The organism is Mycolicibacter icosiumassiliensis (genome assembly GCF_900078685.2).
Taxonomy (GTDB): domain Bacteria; phylum Actinomycetota; class Actinomycetes; order Mycobacteriales; family Mycobacteriaceae; genus Mycobacterium; species Mycobacterium icosiumassiliensis.
Map to the genome: position 1 here is coordinate 190838 of NZ_LT546170.1, position 16945 is coordinate 207782.

15 protein-coding genes and 1 pseudogene are annotated in these 16945 nt (G+C 68.8%); 7 read left to right on the plus strand and 9 right to left on the minus strand.

Annotated elements, in window-relative coordinates; translation table 11 throughout:
• On the minus strand, positions 1–1144 hold a 1144-nt coding region (gene radA, locus BN4346_RS43500; protein ID WP_067976427.1), incomplete at its 3' end, for a DNA repair protein RadA.
• 49 nt (positions 1145–1193) lie between these two features.
• Positions 1194–1742 (minus strand): hypothetical protein, encoded by a 549-nt coding sequence (locus BN4346_RS43505; protein ID WP_067976429.1) that lies wholly within the window; start codon positions 1740–1742, stop codon positions 1194–1196.
• A gap of 260 nt (positions 1743–2002) precedes the next feature.
• Here BN4346_RS43505 and carD point away from each other — a divergent pair, with 260 nt between their 5' ends.
• The 3 genes from carD to ispF are packed head-to-tail and all read left to right on the plus strand — an operon-like array spanning position 2003 to position 3661.
• Positions 2003–2491 (plus strand): RNA polymerase-binding transcription factor CarD, encoded by a 489-nt coding sequence (gene carD, locus BN4346_RS43510; RefSeq protein WP_013830798.1) that lies wholly within the window; start codon positions 2003–2005, stop codon positions 2489–2491.
• A gap of 31 nt (positions 2492–2522) precedes the next feature.
• The gene (gene ispD / locus BN4346_RS43515) at positions 2523–3188 is read left to right on the plus strand and encodes a 2-C-methyl-D-erythritol 4-phosphate cytidylyltransferase (RefSeq protein WP_067976431.1); all 666 of its coding nucleotides are present in this window, start codon (positions 2523–2525) and stop codon (positions 3186–3188) included.
• Positions 3185–3661 carry a 2-C-methyl-D-erythritol 2,4-cyclodiphosphate synthase gene (gene ispF / locus BN4346_RS43520; protein ID WP_067976433.1) on the plus strand — a complete coding sequence of 159 codons (477 nt, stop codon included), beginning with the start codon at positions 3185–3187 and terminating at the stop codon, positions 3659–3661. The genes ispD and ispF overlap by 4 nt, the downstream gene beginning before the upstream one ends.
• A gap of 15 nt (positions 3662–3676) precedes the next feature.
• Here ispF and BN4346_RS43525 read toward each other — a convergent pair whose 3' ends face one another.
• A complete protein-coding gene (locus BN4346_RS43525) occupies positions 3677–4462 on the minus strand; it encodes a hypothetical protein (RefSeq protein WP_067976435.1) in 786 nt (261 codons plus the stop codon).
• A gap of 126 nt (positions 4463–4588) precedes the next feature.
• Here BN4346_RS43525 and cysS point away from each other — a divergent pair, with 126 nt between their 5' ends.
• Genes cysS through BN4346_RS43540 form a run of 3 tightly spaced genes read left to right on the plus strand, consistent with a single transcriptional unit; the run spans position 4589 to position 7824 of the window.
• Entirely contained in the window at positions 4589–5998 is a 1410-nt protein-coding gene (cysS, locus tag BN4346_RS43530) for a cysteine--tRNA ligase (RefSeq protein ID WP_067976437.1), read from the plus strand.
• Positions 5999–6940 carry a 23S rRNA (guanosine(2251)-2'-O)-methyltransferase RlmB gene (gene rlmB / locus BN4346_RS43535; protein ID WP_067976439.1) on the plus strand — a complete coding sequence of 314 codons (942 nt, stop codon included), beginning with the start codon at positions 5999–6001 and terminating at the stop codon, positions 6938–6940.
• A gap of 29 nt (positions 6941–6969) precedes the next feature.
• Positions 6970–7824, plus strand: coding sequence for a glycerophosphodiester phosphodiesterase family protein (locus tag BN4346_RS43540; protein ID WP_067976509.1), 855 nt, complete (start codon positions 6970–6972; stop codon positions 7822–7824).
• Here BN4346_RS43540 and BN4346_RS43545 read toward each other — a convergent pair.
• The 4 genes from BN4346_RS43545 to kstR are packed head-to-tail and all read right to left on the minus strand — an operon-like array spanning position 7821 to position 11950.
• Positions 7821–9065: an SLC13 family permease gene (locus BN4346_RS43545; RefSeq protein ID WP_067976511.1), complete on the minus strand. Its 1245-nt coding sequence runs from the start codon at positions 9063–9065 to the stop codon at positions 7821–7823. The two genes, BN4346_RS43540 and BN4346_RS43545, sit on opposite strands and share 4 nt — an antisense overlap.
• Entirely contained in the window at positions 9062–9982 is a 921-nt protein-coding gene (locus tag BN4346_RS43550) for an MBL fold metallo-hydrolase (protein ID WP_067976441.1), read from the minus strand. The genes BN4346_RS43545 and BN4346_RS43550 overlap by 4 nt, the downstream gene beginning before the upstream one ends.
• A gap of 4 nt (positions 9983–9986) precedes the next feature.
• Positions 9987–11264 (minus strand): MFS transporter, encoded by a 1278-nt coding sequence (locus BN4346_RS43555; protein ID WP_067976443.1) that lies wholly within the window; start codon positions 11262–11264, stop codon positions 9987–9989.
• A gap of 17 nt (positions 11265–11281) precedes the next feature.
• Positions 11282–11950, minus strand: a complete 669-nt coding sequence (gene kstR, locus BN4346_RS43560) for a cholesterol catabolism transcriptional regulator KstR (RefSeq protein ID WP_024442385.1) — start codon at positions 11948–11950, stop codon at positions 11282–11284.
• Between the two features lie 217 nt (positions 11951–12167).
• On the opposite strand from kstR, the gene BN4346_RS43565 reads away from it, so the two are divergent.
• Positions 12168–14318 carry an acyl-CoA dehydrogenase gene (locus BN4346_RS43565; RefSeq protein ID WP_067976446.1) on the plus strand — a complete coding sequence of 717 codons (2151 nt, stop codon included), beginning with the start codon at positions 12168–12170 and terminating at the stop codon, positions 14316–14318.
• 215 nt (positions 14319–14533) lie between these two features.
• Here BN4346_RS43565 and BN4346_RS49985 read toward each other — a convergent pair.
• Both BN4346_RS49985 and BN4346_RS43575 read right to left on the minus strand, forming a co-directional pair.
• Positions 14534–14608 (minus strand): annotated as a pseudogene (locus tag BN4346_RS49985) (hypothetical protein); the annotation flags it as partial.
• Positions 14609–14666: 58 nt separating this feature from the next.
• The gene (locus BN4346_RS43575) at positions 14667–16817 is read right to left on the minus strand and encodes an acyl-CoA dehydrogenase (protein WP_067976446.1); all 2151 of its coding nucleotides are present in this window, start codon (positions 16815–16817) and stop codon (positions 14667–14669) included.
• Positions 16818–16945 lie beyond the last annotated feature (128 nt).

Genomic DNA, 16945 nt, shown 5'->3' on the forward strand with positions numbered 1-16945 from the left:
GATCCGCGTAGGCCGATGCCAGCGCGATGGCGACGGCCAGATCCGCGGACGGATCGGTCAACCGCATGCCGCCCACCGTGGACAGGTAGATGTCGCCGGCCCCGATCGGAAGTTCGGCGTGCTTGTCCAGTACTGCGGTGATCATGGCGGCCCGGGCGTGGTCGATGCCACTGACCGCACGGCGCGGCGAGCCGCCCGCCGGCTTGGCCAGCAGTGCCTGCACTTCGCCGATCAACGGACGCTTGCCGTCCAGTGCGACGGATGACTGCGAGAGCCAGGGCACCGGCTCGCTGCGCTGCTCCAGGAAAAGACCGGACGGGTCGGCGATCCCCTCGATGCCGTCGTCGCGGAGCAGGAAACAGCCCACCTCGTCGGTAGCGCCGAAACGATTCTTGACCGCCCGCACCATCCGCAGCACCGAGTTGCGGTCCCCCTCGAAGTGCAGCACCACGTCGACGAGGTGCTCCAGTGAACGTGGGCCCGCGATCGCGCCGTCCTTGGTCACGTGTCCGACCAGGACCAGCGCCACATCGGCACTCTTGGCGGCCGCGGTCAGAGCGGCCGTCACAGCCCGAACCTGGGTGACCCCGCCGGCCACCCCGTCGGTGTCGGCGGCGGTCACGGTCTGCACCGAATCCACCACCACCAGGGTGGGCCGCACCGCCTCGATATGGCCCAGCACCGTCTGCAGGTCAGATTCGGAGGCCAGGTAGATCTCGTCGTGGGTGCATCCGGTGCGCTCGGCGCGCAGCCGGATCTGCCCCGCGGACTCCTCTCCGGAGACGTACAGCGCCCGGCGCCCCGCCAGTGCCCAGCGGTGCGCGACCTCGAGCAGCAGCGTGGATTTACCGACACCGGGATCGCCGGCCAACAGGGTGACCGAGCCGGGAACCACCCCGCCACCCAACACCCGGTCGAGTTCGGTGACACCGGTCGGCGCCGGCCGTGCTCGACCCGCCTCGATGGAGCTGATCGGCACCGCGGGCCGAGCCGGTGTCGCCGGCCGCAGCCCACCTGCCGGTGCGGCCGCTTCGCCTACCGGGTCGATGCCGCCCCAACTACCGCACTCCGGGCAGCGGCCCAGCCACTTCGCGGTGGTGTTCCCGCATTCCGAACAGCGAAAGAGCGAACGTGCCTTGGCCACTCGGCGACCGTATCGCCCGGGTCCGACAGTGCCGGCCGCGACGGGTGCGTCAGTGGTGCGAAAGCGGGCCGGCCGAGATCGGCACGTCCACGCGCACCTCGCCGGCCCTCTTGAAGGTGAAGGTGAAGTCGTAGGTCAGCCCGTTGCGAATCGCCTTGTCCAGGGTCACCGTCGCAGCGGCGGTGTTGGCGCTGGCCACCTCCGGCAGTGCCCGGGCGGCGGGAGCCGTCGGCAGGTCGGGGCCCGCCGGGGCGCTGAAGACCAGGACGCCGCCGACCGGCACGGTCTTGCTGCCGGTCGGTGACACCTTGCCGATCGAGGTCGTGATGTCGCTCAGCTCATCGTTGGCGTCGGCCGACTGGTTGCTGACCACGAACACCAGGTCGACGGTCTGGCCCGGCTCCAACGCGTCGCCGGTCTGCGTCGCCTGGATGCGCACGTCGCGCAGCGCCAGGTCGCCGACGGTGGCCGAGGCGCCGTTGACCGCAGAGGCCTGGTCAGCGGTCTGAGAGATCTGTCCGGTACCGCAGCCGGCCAGCGCCGCCGCCGCAATCAGCGCGATCGCAGCCTTGTTGAAGGCCCTGTTGAACGAGTTCACGTGTGGTCTCCTGCTCGGCTGTCGCGACTTGTGACTATGCACTGTAGTAGCAACGATCCGGTGGCGGTAGCGCAGGGTTACCGGTCGCCCATGACCCCCGTCGACCAGCCCTGATCAGGCTCCGATCAGGTTTGACCCAGCACGCTTCCGCCGCGATGTCAACCCCCCTGCTGGGGCCGCGGTGCCCCTGACCTGCACCGTTGGTGGTCGTGTGTTGTGGCGGCGTGTTAGCATGGGGTAGCGAAAGGGGCTCAAATCAGATGATCTTTAAGGTCGGAGACACCGTCGTATATCCACACCACGGTGCAGCGTTGATCGAGGCGATTGAAACCCGGACCATCAAAGGCGAGCAAAAGGACTATCTGGTCCTTAAGGTGGCGCAGGGCGACCTCACCGTTCGAGTTCCCGCTGAAAATGCCGAATATGTCGGTGTGCGTGACGTTGTCGGCCAGGAAGGCCTGGACAAGGTCTTCCAGGTGTTGCGTGCCCCGCACACCGAAGAACCGACCAACTGGTCGCGTCGTTACAAGGCCAACCTGGAGAAGCTCGCCTCCGGCGATGTGCACAAGGTAGCCGAGGTCGTTCGTGACCTGTGGCGCCGTGACCAGGAGCGCGGCCTGTCTGCCGGTGAGAAGCGGATGCTGGCCAAGGCACGTCAGATCCTCGTTGGTGAGCTGGCCCTGGCCGAGAACACCGATGATGCCAAGGCGGAGACCATCCTCGACGAGGTGCTGGCCGCGGCGTCCTGACCGCGACGTTCTCTGAGCGACCGGGGATCCGGTGCCAAGCACAGTAGCCGTGGTGCCGGCGGCCGGTTCAGGTGTGCGGCTGGGCGCCGGCATGCCCAAGGCGTTCTTTCTGCTGGGCGGCGTGACGCTGGTTGAGCGCGCCGTGGCAGGTCTGCGGGAGTCCGGGGTCATCGACCAGATCGTGGTCGCCGTGCCGCCGGACCGCACCGACGAGGCCAAATTGATCCTCGGTGGGACTGCCACCGTCGTCGCCGGCGGTGCCGATCGTGTCGATTCCGTTCGGTTGGCGTTGGCCAGCGCCGGAGAGCCCGATTTCGTGCTGGTCCACGACGCCGCCCGACCATTGACTCCGCCCGGACTGGTGGTCCGGGTGGTCGAGGCATTGCATGCCGGGTACCGAGCCGTCGTCCCGGCGCTTCCGGTCGCCGACACCATCAAGGCGGTCGACGCGAACGGAACAGTCCTGGGCACACCCGAGCGGGCCGGCCTGCGGGCCGTGCAGACCCCCCAGGGGTTCGCCGCGGACCTGCTGCTGCGGGCCTACCAGCAGGCCGGTGCGGGCACGCAGTTCACCGATGACGCCGCAATGGTCGAACATGTCGGCGGCCAGGTCCACACCGTCGAAGGCGATCCCTTGGCCTTCAAGATCACCACACCGCTGGATGCGGTGCTCGCCGAGGCCGTGGTGAACCGGTGAGTGCGCTGCCGAGGGTCGGGTTGGGCACCGACGTGCACCCGATCGAGCCGGGCCGGCCGTGCTGGCTGTTGGGGTTGCTGTTTCCCGACGCCGACGGCTGCGCCGGACACTCCGACGGCGACGTGGCCGCACACGCCCTGTGTGACGCGCTGCTGTCGGCGGCAGGGCTGGGGGACCTCGGGTCGGTGTTCGGCGTCGACGAGCCCCGCTGGGCACGAGTAACGGGCGCTGTGATGCTCGGCCACGTGCGCGAGCTGCTCGGCGAGAGCGGATTCGTGATCGGCAATGCCGCGGTGCAGGTCATCGGCAACCGGCCGAAGGTGGGGCCCCGCCGGGCCGAAGCGCAGCAGCTGCTGTCGGAATTGCTGGGCGCACCGGTCTCGGTGTCGGCCACAACAACCGACGGCCTGGGGCTCACCGGTCGGGGCGAGGGACTGGCCGCGGTGGCTACCGCGCTGGTAGTGCCTGCTTAAGCCGTCCGGCGGGAGCTAGCAGTTCCCGCCGAAGATGGCACCGATGATGCAGGTGGCGATGTCGCCGCCGACGGCGCGGATGCCGCCGGCGAGGTTGGTGCCCATGTCAGTGCCACCGTCGAGCAGTGCGGTGGACGCAGCCAGCGCAGCATCACTAGCTGCGCCAGCGGAGTCACCCGCCGCACCGTTGAGGACATCCCCGCCCGCCCCGGCGAAAAGCTCAGGATCGAGGTTCAGGTGCTCGCCCAGGTCGAAGGGCAGTGACCCCGCCGCCGAACCGGGTTCGTGCGCCCCCAGGCCGCTAAAAGCGTCGCTCGCCGCCGCTGAACCGGCGCCAGCGCCATCGCCAGCGGCGTTTGCACCGCTGGCGTTACCTGGGGAGGTAAAGAGGCTCATTGCCGGCTGGAGCATCATCGGCGCGTACATCGCCAACATCGGGGCCATCATCGCCATCTGCATACCGATCTGGGGACCCATCGCAGCCATACTGGCGGTGCTGGCGCTGGCGCCGGCGGTGCTGGCGCCCTGACTCATCTGGTCGGCCTGCTGCTCGGCTTGCTGTCGCTGTTGCTCGGCCTGGGCGTCCTGCATCGCCTCTTGCTGGCCCGGCGCCATCTCCTGCGCGGCGGGCGCAGCCGCCGGCTGCTCAGCCGGCACGGGAGTAACCGCAGCTACGACTTCTGCGGGCTGCGGCTGCTGCTGGTTGTTGTTGTTCGGCTCATCGGCGTATGCGGTTGCGCTACCTGCGAATGCGACCGCAGCCAAGAACGCTCCAGAGGCTGCCACCAGACGTTTACTCACTGCCGCAATATATGCCACGTCACACCCCCTGTCCACCGATACGGCAGGTAGTAGCCGTTCCTGGGAAGCCGCTGGTAATGCCGGGCGTGGCAGTCCGGGGCGCACCGCCCGGTAAGCTGGCCCGTCGTGACCGATCGCCCCAGCCTGCGGCTGCACGACACGGCAACCGGCGCCGTGCGTGAGTTTGTCCCGTTGCGGCCCGGTCAGGTGTCTATCTATCTATGCGGTGCCACCGTCCAGGCTGCGCCCCATATCGGCCATGTCCGCAGCGGCGTGGCGTTCGATGTACTGCGCCGGTGGCTCACCGCCCGCGGCTACGACGTCGCTTTTGTGCGCAACGTGACCGATATCGACGACAAGATCCTCACCAAGGCCGCTGCAGCGGGCCGGCCCTGGTGGGAGTGGGCCGCCACCCACGAGCGTGAGTTCACCGCGGCGTATGAGGCGCTGGGGGTGCTGCCACCGTCGGCCGAACCGCGTGCGACCGGGCACATCACCCAGATGGTCGAGCTGATCGAGCGCCTGATCGACTCGGGACACGCCTATGCCGGCGGCGGCGACGTGTACTTCGACGTGCTCAGCTACCCCGACTACGGCCAGCTGTCCGGTCATCGGATCGACGACGTGCATCAGGGCGAGGGGGTCGCCACCGGCAAGCGCGACCCGCGCGACTTCACGCTGTGGAAGGGCGCCAAGCCCGGTGAGCCCAGCTGGCCCACGCCGTGGGGCCCGGGCCGTCCGGGCTGGCACCTGGAGTGTTCGGCGATGGCCCGGACCTACCTCGGCCCCGAATTCGATATCCACTGCGGCGGGATGGATCTGGTCTTCCCGCACCATGAGAACGAGATCGCTCAGAGTCGCGCCGCCGGAGACGGATTCGCGAACTACTGGCTGCACAACGGCTGGGTCACCCTGGGCGGCGAGAAGATGAGCAAGTCGCTGGGCAATGTGCTGTCGATGTCGGCGGTGCTGCAACGGGTCCGGCCCGCCGAGCTGCGCTATTACCTGGGTAGTGCGCACTACCGGTCGATGCTCGAGTTCTCCGAGACCGCGCTGCGCGACGCCGTCAACGCCTATGTCGGCATCGAGGACTTCCTGCACCGGGTGCGCAGCCGGGTGGGCGCGGTGGTTCCCAGCACCTGGACGGACCGTTTCGCCGCCGCGCTCGACGATGACCTGTCGGTGCCGATTGCCCTGGCTGAGGTGCACCGGACGCGTGCGGAGGGCAACCGGGCGCTGGACTCCGGCGACCACGAGGGCGCTCTGGCCGCAGCCGGTGCGATCCGGGCGATGATGGACGTGTTGGGCTGCGACCCGCTCAACGAGCGCTGGGAATCGCGCGACGAGACCTCGGCGGCGCTGGCCGCAGTCGACGTCTTAGTGCGCGCCGAGTTGCAACGCCGGGAAACCGCTCGTGCGGAACGGGACTGGCAATTGGCAGATGAGATCCGCTGCAGGCTCAAAAATGCCGGTATCGACGTCACCGACACCGGGGATGGTCCGCAATGGTCACTACTGGTGGAGGGGTCTGAGTAGATGGCCGGAAATTCCAAGCGCAAGGGTGCGGTGCGCAAGCCGGGCACCAAGAAAGGGCCGACGGTCGGCTCTGGTGGCCAACGCCGCCGCGGGCTCGAAGGCCGCGGCGCTACCCCGCCGGCGCATCAGCGCGACTACCACCCCGCAGCCAAGGCGGCTAAGCGCGCGGCAAAGCAGCGCGCCTACCGCACCACCAAGCGCACCGATGAGAACGAGACCGTGCTGGGGCGCAACCCGGTTCTGGAGTGCCTGCGTGCCGGAATCCCGGCTACCGCGCTGTATGTGGCGCTGGGCGCCGAGGCCGATGAGCGCCTGACCGAATCAGTTACTCGGGCAGCCGATTCCGGATTGCCGATCCTGGAGGTGCCGCGGTCCGATCTGGACAAGATGACCACCAACGGTCTGCATCAGGGCATCGCGCTTGCGGTCCCGCCCTACAGCTACGCGCATCCCGACGACCTGATCGCGGCCGCGCGGCGCGATGTCGCGCCGCCGTTGCTGGTCGCACTGGACAACATCTCCGATCCGCGCAATCTCGGCGCCATCGTGCGGTCGGTCGCGGCGTTCGGCGGACACGGCGTGGTGATCCCGCAGCGTCGGTCGGCGTCGGTGACCGCGGTGGCCTGGCGCACCAGTGCCGGTGCGGCAGCGCGGGTTCCGATCGCGCGGGCATCCAATCTGAACCAAACGCTGAAAGCATGGGCAGATCGCGGCCTGCAGATCGTCGGGCTCGACGCCGGCGGCGAGACCATGGTCGATGAGTTGGACGGCACCAGCCCGATGGTGCTGGTCGTCGGTTCCGAGGGCAAGGGGCTGTCCCGACTGGTCCGGCAGAACTGCGACGCCATCGTGTCGATTCCGATGTCCGGGCCCACCGAGTCGCTCAATGCCTCGGTGGCCGCCGGGGTGGTGCTGGCCGAGATCGCCCGTCAGCGAAGGTGATTCGCCGCGCGTTGATTGCGGCGGTGCTGATGGCCGCGGTGGTGAGTCCTTCGGCAACGGCCGCCGCGCAACCGTCGACGTTTGATCTGCAGGCGCATCGCGGCGGCCGGGGCGAGACCACCGAGGAATCGTTGCGCGCCTTCGCCAAGTCGCTCGCGCTGGGGGTCAGCACCCTGGAGTTGGACATCGTGCTGACGCGCGACGCGCAGCCGCTGGTCTGGCACGACCCGGTGATCGAGCCGGCGAAGTGCGCCGACACCGGACCGGCCTTCGCCGGCGATCCCGATTACCCGTACGTGAGCAAGCGAGTAGCCGATCTCACCCTCGCCCAGATCCGAACCCTGGACTGCGGACACCTGTTGCCGGAATTCCCCGACGCGGAAGTGGTGGCGGGCAACGTGATCACCACTTTGCCGGAGGTCTTCGCGCTGGCCGGTCACACAGCGGTCCGCTACAACATCGAGACCAAGGTCGACGGCGACAACTCGCAGCAGATCGTCGATGTGATCCTGGCGGCGGTGCGCGCCGCCGGCAAACTCGATTTCGTTGAAATCCAGAGTTTCGACTGGCGCACGCTGCCGCTGGTGCGCGCCGCGGAACCAGCCATTCCGCTGGTCGCGCTGTGGGAGCAGGGGTCTGATCCGATCTCGGGTGCGGTGGCGGTCGGCGCCGATATCGTGTCCCCGGACTACTCGGTGGTGGATCGAGCATTTACCGAACGCGCACATACGGCTGGGCTGCGGGTGATTCCGTGGACGGTCAACGATGCCGACGCCATGCGACAGCAGATCGCCGCCGGAGTCGACGGGCTCATCACCGACTATCCGAGCCGGCTGCGCGCGGTGCTGGCCGAGCTGGGCATGCCGTTGCCGCCGTCCTACTAGACACCCAGCAGTTGCGCGCTCGCCCACAGGGCCAGCACGGCAACCAGCAGTGTGGCCGGAACCGTGCACAGCCCCAGGCGGGTATATTCGCCGACTCCGGCCGGAACGTCGTAGCGGCGCAACACCCGGCGCCACAGCAGGTTAGACAGTGAGCCCGTGTAGCTGAGGTTGGGTCCGATGTTGACCCCGATCAACACCGCCAACACCGCGAGGGGGCCGCTCGATGCGACCAGCGGCACCAGCACCAGCGTCGCGGGCAGGTTGTTGACCACGTTGGCCAGCACCGCGGCGACCGCCGCGACGCCCAGCAGTGCCGGCAGACCAGATCCCGCCGGCAGCACCGCGGTCATCTGGGCGCCCAGCCCGTTGTCGACGACGGCCCGCACCACCACGCCCAGGGCCAACACGAACACCAGGAAACCGGGGTTGGCGGCCCGCGCAATGCCGGCCGCGGTGCTGCGCCGCTGCGCCAGACCACGCGCGGCCAGCACGGCCGCTCCGGCGACGGCCGCCCATGCCGCCGGTACGCCGAACGTCTCGGCGACCCCGAAACCGACCAGCGTCAGTCCCAGCACCACCAGTGCGAAAACCGGAACCGGGGGCGGCGGGCCGGCGTGCCGGTGCACCGGTGTGGCCCGCAGATCGGCGCGGAAAAACCAGCGGAAAATCAGGTAGACGACCGCGGTGGTGGCCAGCCACGGCGCCGCCATCAACGCGGTGAACTTCACGAACGACAGGCCGGCCTGGTTGAACGCCAGCAGATTGGTCAGGTTCGACACCGGCAGCAGCAGCGACGCCGTGTTGGCCAGGTGCGCGGTCGCGTACGCGTGCGGGCGCATCGGCGCTTGGCGGCGGCGGGCCATCATCAGCACCACCGGGGTCAGCAGCACCACCGTCGCGTCCAGGCTCAGCACCGCGGTCAGGCCGGCGGCGATGACGAAGACGCGGCTCAGCAGATGTTGCGGCGGCCCGACGTCGGCGCGTGCCATCGCCGCGCCGGCCGCTTCGAACAGGCCCTCATCGTCACAGAGCTGTGCCAGCACCAGCACCGCGCCCAGGAACGCGACGACATGCAGCAGAGTGGCGGCTTCGGCAAATGCGTCGTGCATCGAGATCGCGCCGGTGGCAACAAGGATGCCGGCGGCCGGCACCGCCGCGAACATCTCCGGCCAGCCGCGGGGGCGGGCTACCGCGAACGCCAGCACGACGGCAAGCAGCAGCAGCGCAAGAGCTAAGTTCAGGCCCACGGGTCCTCACGACGCCAGACCGTGGGCAGGTGAAGGCCGACTCCGTCGGCCTCGGCCAGCTCGCTGAGAACTTGCATCGTGACGTTGAGGTCGTCGCCGGCGTAGGGCAAGGCGCGCAACGGTTTTGACAAAGGCAGGAAAAAGTCGTCCCAGTGGGTCAGCACCACCGTCGAAGCACCGACCGCGCGGACCGTCTCATTCCAGTAGTCGATTAGGTATTGCCGGGGCTGGATGCCGAGCTGGCCGATGCCCAGGTAGACCACCTCGGCGGCGCGGCCCGCCAGCGCCCCCGGGATATAGCCAGCGCTGCCCATGATCAGCAGGTTGCGTCCCGAGGGGCGGTGGGCCACCAACACCGACCAGGCCTCACCGCACTTGTAGGCGGAAGCCCGCACCGGTGGAACCACCGCGGCGGCGATCACGCCGGGGAACCGGTCTGGTGGGCAGTGCCGCGACTCGATGAGGGTGACGTCATAGGCGCCCAACGTGATGGGTTCGCCGGAAGCCGCGACGGTCAGGCGGTCCTCCGAGAGTCCGTGACCCCGGCCCACATTGGCCGTCGACTCGCCACCCACCAGCGTCGCACCGGTACGTTCGGCCACCACAGCGGAGTCCAGCGCGTGATCGATATGTGAGTGCAGGGGGATCACCGCTGCCAGCTTGTGCGCGCCGGCTCGGGCCAGGCAGGCGTCGATGCGGGCGGCCGACGGCGACACCTTGCGCAGGGCCACCTGCGCCAGACTGGGCCGAGAGAAATAGCCGCCGGTCATCAGCGCCGATGACCCGTCGTCGATCAGCATGCTGGTCACGCCGAGCCACGTCACCGACAACGGTGCGCCCGGCGCCGCGGGTGGGACATCGAACCGGTCGGCGTACCGGCCGATGTCGGGGCGGCCGAGCTTGAGGCGCATCCGCTTAGGCTAACGGGGCTGCGGTCCGGCCGCTGATCCCGGCCGTCTCGGGCATGGCGGTCAGGTAGAGCACGAAACCGGCGCCGGCCACCGCCGCCAGGGTGAAGAACGCCGCGTCGTAGCCTGCGGCCGACACGATCTCGCCGGCGACGAAGTTCGACAATGCGGCGCCCACCCCCCAGGCGGTAGTAATCGCCCCCAGGCTCACGTTGAATCGGCCGGTTCCATGCGTGACATCCTGTACGACCAGCGGGAACAGCGCACCGAAGATGCCCGCTCCCACCCCGTCGAGCAACTGCACCCCGACCAGCCAGTAAGAGTTGTCCCATACCGGGTAGAGCAGCCCGCGCACGGTCAGCACGGCGAATCCGACCAGGAAGATCGGCTTGCGGCCCCAGACGTCGGCTTTGGCGCCCGTCAGATACGCCACTGGAACCATGACCAGCTGCGCGGCCACGATGCACGCCGCCATCAGCGCGGTGCCTATCTCGGTGTTGACCAGCGCCAGTTCCTGACCGACCAACGGCAGCATCGCCGCATTGGCGAAATGGAAGATCACCACCGTCGCGGCGAACACCAGCAGGTGGCGGTTGTGCAGCAGCGCCGCGAATCCCGATGGCTGTCCATGCGGCTGGCCCGCCAGATGGTCCATGCCCCGAGCTACGTCGTGATCGATCGCCGATCCGGGAACACGCAGGGTGGCCACCACACTGAGTGCAGCCATGGCGGCCAGCACCCAGAACACCACGATCGGGCCGTAGAAGTAGGCCAGGGCGCCGGTGGCGGCCGCGGTCGCGGCATTACCCGCGTGGTTGAACGATTCGTTGCGGCCAATACGTTTCGCGAACAGACGTGGGCCGACCACGCCGAGAGTGATCGCGGCCAGCGCCGGTGCGAACACCGAACCCGCGATGCCGGTCAGCAACTGCAACGCCGCGACGCTGTAGAAGTCGGGGAACAGCGGCATCGCCAATGCCGCCGCCGTGACGGCCAGTGCACCGACCACCAGCAATGCTCGCTTGGCCGTGGTGCGGTCGACCAGCGCGCCCACCGGGGTCTGCGCCACGACCGCGGCGACGCCGCCGATCGCCATTACCAGGCCGATCGATGCCTGGTCCCAATTGTGGGTCACCAAGAGGTAGATCGACAGGTAGGGCCCAAGGCCGTCCCGTACATCGGCCAGCGTGAAGTTCAACAGGTCCAGCGCATGCGCCAGCCGGCGCGGGATCGGGTCCGTCACCGAGACAGGCACTGGTTCTGGATCTCCTGAACCGGTGGGCATAGTCGTAATACTGAGGTCTAAACCTTGGGACTGTCGTCGTCGCCGATCAGCAACCTCACAGCCAAGTCCAGCCGGGTGCTGAAATCGGTGGCCGACGCCCGCCGGGTCAGCCAGGCGAGCAGGTTGGACAGCCACACATCCGAGATCACCCGGGAGATGTGGTACTGCTCCTCGGTCGGCTCGCCGTCGCTCATTGCCCCGGCGAACATCGAGTCGATCAATTTCTGGACGTGGTCGACTTCGCCGGCCGCCGAGGCGTCGGCGAAGACATACGCCCGGGTCATCGCCTCAGTGAGCAGCGGGTTGCGCTGCATGGCGCGGTTGAGTTTGTTGACCACCAGGTTGAGCCGCTGGTGGCGGGTGGTTGCGGCAAACGTCGCCGGGTCGGTTTTGGTGTCCACCCGCGCGATCTCCCGGCCCATCGCCGAGACCAGCAGGTGAACCTTCGACGGGAAGTAGCGGTACAGGGTGCCGACAGCCACATCCGCGCGGTCGGCGACCGCGCGCATCTGCACCGCGTCGTAACCGCCCTTGGAGGCGATCGCCAGCGTCGCGTCGAGGATGCGCTTGCGGCGTTCGCGCTGCGCTTCGGAGCCCAGGTCAGATTCGGTCAGCACAGCGACGTTGACCACCTCGCGCGGTTGGCTGGCAGATCCGCGGCCTGCGGTGCCCTCAGCTGACGACATGTGCTGCGCGGCTCCCTCCGTCGATCTATTGGCCCATAACGATACGCACCGCGTAGTTGAATTTCGCACTCCCGACATCGGCCGGACCCAACGTGTCCAGCCAGAACGGTTCGACTTGACGCTCGGACGCTGGCACTATTAGAACACGTTCTAGTGGTTGGTGGGGGTGTTCGTGACCCGCCTCTCTCAAGCCCATCTCGACCCCGAGGAGCCCAGCGTGTCAGTGAAGACCACGGAGACCAGTGCCGCCGACCAGCTCGCTGCCCGCGAGCTGGTCCGCGACTGGGCCGCCGCTGCGGGCACCGCCGAGGCGATTCGTGCCGCGGAATTGGGTGAAACCGATTCCTGGCGAGCCGTTTTCGCGCGCCTGGCCGACTTGGGCCTGTTCGGAGTGGCGGTGCCCGAGGAGTTCGGCGGGGCCGGTGGGCGACTCGAAGACCTCTGCGCGATGGTCGACGAGGCCGCCAAGGCCCTGGTGCCCGGGCCGGTGGCGACCACGGCGCTGGCCACCCTGGTGGTTACCGATCCGGCCCTCGCGGAAGCTCTGGCGGCCGGTGAACGGGTTGCCGGCGTGGTGACTGACCCGTCCGCGACGGCGGTGAGCTTCGATGCGGCGGCCGGTGCGGCCTCCGGCACCGCTGAGCGGGTGCTCGGCGCCACCGCCGACGGGCTGCTGCTGTTGCCGGCCGGTAAGGAGGGCCAAGACGGTCAGGCCTGGGTGCTGGTGGATGCCCGTGATCAGGGCGTGAACGTCGAACCGCTGGCCGCCACCGACTTCTCCCGACCGCTGGCCAAGGTGACGTTGTCGGCAGCGCCGGCGGTGCTCCTGGAGGCCGGCACCCGGGTAGAGAATCTGGTGGTCACGGTGCTGGCTGCCGAAGCTGCCGGGGTCGCCCGCTGGGCGTTGGACACCGCCGTCGAATACGCCAAGGTGCGTGAACAGTTCGGCAAGCCGATCGGCAGCTTCCAGGCCATCAAGCACCTGTGTGCAGAGATGCTGTGCCGGGCCGACCAGGCCGCGGTGGCGGCCAGCGATGTGGCGCGCGCCGCCGCCGATCCCGATGACCAGCAGTTCGCGATCGCGGCCGCGGTTGCCGCCGCGATCTGTATCGACGCCGCCAAGGCCAACGCCAAGGACTGCATTCAGGTGCTCGGCGGCATCGGCATTACCTGGGAGCACGACGCGCACCTGTACCTGCGCCGGGCCTACGGCATCGGGCAGGCACTGGGCGGGCCGCAGCGTTGGCTGCGCCGTACCGCCGCACTGACCCGCGACGGGCTGCGCCGCCGGCTGGAGGTCGAGTTGGGTGAGGCCACTGACATCCGGCCCGAGATCGCTGCGGAGGTGGCGCGCATTGCGGACTTGCCGACCGAGGCGCGTCAAGTGGCGCTGGCCGAATCGGGACTGCTGGCGCCGCACTGGCCGGCTCCCTATGGCCGCGCTGCCGGCCCCGCCGAGCAGTTGGTGATCGACCAGGAACTCGCCGCGGCCGGCGTCGGGCGTCCCGACCTGGTGGTCGGCTGGTGGGCGGCCCCGACGATTCTTGAGCACGGCACGCCCGAGCAGATCGAGCGCTTCATCCCGGCCACCCTGACCGGCGAGATCTTCTGGTGCCAGCTGTTCTCCGAGCCCGGTGCCGGCTCGGACCTGGCGGCGCTGCGCACCAAAGCAGTGAAGGTGGACGGCGGCTGGCGGCTGACCGGTCAGAAGGTGTGGACGTCGCGAGCCCACGACTCGCAGTGGGGCGTCTGCCTGGCCAGAACCGATGCCGAAGCTCCCAAACATAAGGGCATCACCTACTTTCTGGTCGATATGGCCGCCGAGGGCATCGACATCCGGCCGCTGCGTGAGATCACCGGCGAGGCCCTGTTCAACGAGGTCTTCCTCGACGACGTATTCGTCCCCGACGAGCAGGTGGTCGGCGGCGTCAACGACGGCTGGCGGCTGGCCCGCACCACGTTGGCCAACGAGCGCGTCGCGATTGCCGGGGGAACCGCGCTGGGCAATCCGATGGAGGAGCTGCTCAAGACCCTGGCGGATCGGGAACCCGACACCGCCACCGCTGAGCGGCTGGCCCGGCTGATCATTGCCGCGCAGGCGGGATCACTGCTGGATCAACGCATCGCCCAGCTTGCCGTCGGCGGCCAAGACCCCGGCTCGGAGTCTTCGGTACGCAAGCTCATCGGGGTGCGCTATCGCCAGGAGTTGGCCGAGTTCCGGATGGATGTGGCCGAGGGGGCCGGTGCGGTGGCCGGATGCGAAGTGCACGACTTCCTCAACACCCGGTGCCTGTCGATCGCCGGGGGCACCGAGCAGATCCTGCTGACGCTGGCCGCCGAGCGGCTGCTGGGGCTGCCGCGCGGGTAGCTTTCCGTCACCGCGGGTACCCCACTGTCGGAATCGCCGCCGACGAACGGAGTCCTGGGTGCCTAGCCGAATCGCGGACATCGACCGCCTGATATCCGGTGTGCATTACGACCCGCATGCGATCCTCGGAGCCCACGACAACGGTAAACGCACCGTGATCCGAACGCTGCGCCCGGGCGCAGCGTTCGGATCACGGTGCGTTTACCGTTGTCGTGGGCTCCGAGGATCGCATGCGGGTCGTAATGCACACCGGATATCAGGCGGTCGATGTCCGCGATTCGGCTAGGCACCCAGGACTCCGTTCGTCGGCGGCGATTCCGACAGTGGGGTACCCGCGGTGACGGAAAGCTACCCGCGCGGCAGCCCCAGCAGCCGCTCGGCGGCCAGCGTCAGCAGGATCTGCTCGGTGCCCCCGGCGATCGACAGGCACCGGGTGTTGAGGAAGTCGTGCACTTCGCATCCGGCCACCGCACCGGCCCCCTCGGCCACATCCATCCGGAACTCGGCCAACTCCTGGCGATAGCGCACCCCGATGAGCTTGCGTACCGAAGACTCCGAGCCGGGGTCTTGGCCGCCGACGGCAAGCTGGGCGATGCGTTGATCCAGCAGTGATCCCGCCTGCGCGGCAATGATCAGCCGGGCCAGCCGCTCAGCGGTGGCGGTGTCGGGTTCCCGATCCGCCAGGGTCTTGAGCAGCTCCTCCATCGGATTGCCCAGCGCGGTTCCCCCGGCAATCGCGACGCGCTCGTTGGCCAACGTGGTGCGGGCCAGCCGCCAGCCGTCGTTGACGCCGCCGACCACCTGCTCGTCGGGGACGAATACGTCGTCGAGGAAGACCTCGTTGAACAGGGCCTCGCCGGTGATCTCACGCAGCGGCCGGATGTCGATGCCCTCGGCGGCCATATCGACCAGAAAGTAGGTGATGCCCTTATGTTTGGGAGCTTCGGCATCGGTTCTGGCCAGGCAGACGCCCCACTGCGAGTCGTGGGCTCGCGACGTCCACACCTTCTGACCGGTCAGCCGCCAGCCGCCGTCCACCTTCACTGCTTTGGTGCGCAGCGCCGCCAGGTCCGAGCCGGCACCGGGCTCGGAGAACAGCTGGCACCAGAAGATCTCGCCGGTCAGGGTGGCCGGGATGAAGCGCTCGATCTGCTCGGGCGTGCCGTGCTCAAGAATCGTCGGGGCCGCCCACCAGCCGACCACCAGGTCGGGACGCCCGACGCCGGCCGCGGCGAGTTCCTGGTCGATCACCAACTGCTCGGCGGGGCCGGCAGCGCGGCCATAGGGAGCCGGCCAGTGCGGCGCCAGCAGTCCCGATTCGGCCAGCGCCACTTGACGCGCCTCGGTCGGCAAGTCCGCAATGCGCGCCACCTCCGCAGCGATCTCGGGCCGGATGTCAGTGGCCTCACCCAACTCGACCTCCAGCCGGCGGCGCAGCCCGTCGCGGGTCAGTGCGGCGGTACGGCGCAGCCAACGCTGCGGCCCGCCCAGTGCCTGCCCGATGCCGTAGGCCCGGCGCAGGTACAGGTGCGCGTCGTGCTCCCAGGTAATGCCGATGCCGCCGAGCACCTGAATGCAGTCCTTGGCGTTGGCCTTGGCGGCGTCGATACAGATCGCGGCGGCAACCGCGGCCGCGATCGCGAACTGCTGGTCATCGGGATCGGCGGCGGCGCGCGCCACATCGCTGGCCGCCACCGCGGCCTGGTCGGCCCGGCACAGCATCTCTGCACACAGGTGCTTGATGGCCTGGAAGCTGCCGATCGGCTTGCCGAACTGTTCACGCACCTTGGCGTATTCGACGGCGGTGTCCAACGCCCAGCGGGCGACCCCGGCAGCTTCGGCAGCCAGCACCGTGACCACCAGATTCTCTACCCGGGTGCCGGCCTCCAGGAGCACCGCCGGCGCTGCCGACAACGTCACCTTGGCCAGCGGTCGGGAGAAGTCGGTGGCGGCCAGCGGTTCGACGTTCACGCCCTGATCACGGGCATCCACCAGCACCCAGGCCTGACCGTCTTGGCCCTCCTTACCGGCCGGCAACAGCAGCAGCCCGTCGGCGGTGGCGCCGAGCACCCGCTCAGCGGTGCCGGAGGCCGCACCGGCCGCCGCATCGAAGCTCACCGCCGTCGCGGACGGGTCAGTCACCACGCCGGCAACCCGTTCACCGGCCGCCAGAGCTTCCGCGAGGGCCGGATCGGTAACCACCAGGGTGGCCAGCGCCGTGGTCGCCACCGGCCCGGGCACCAGGGCCTTGGCGGCCTCGTCGACCATCGCGCAGAGGTCTTCGAGTCGCCCACCGGCCCCGCCGAACTCCTCGGGCACCGCCACTCCGAACAGGCCCAAGTCGGCCAGGCGCGCGAAAACGGCTCGCCAGGAATCGGTTTCACCCAATTCCGCGGCACGAATCGCCTCGGCGGTGCCCGCAGCGGCGGCCCAGTCGCGGACCAGCTCGCGGGCAGCGAGCTGGTCGGCGGCACTGGTCTCCGTGGTCTTCACTGACACGCTGGGCTCCTCGGGGTCGAGATGGGCTTGAGAGAGGCGGGTCACGAACACCCCCACCAACCACTAGAACGTGTTCTAATAGTGCCAGCGTCCGAGCGTCAAGTCGAACCGTTCTGGCTGGACACGTT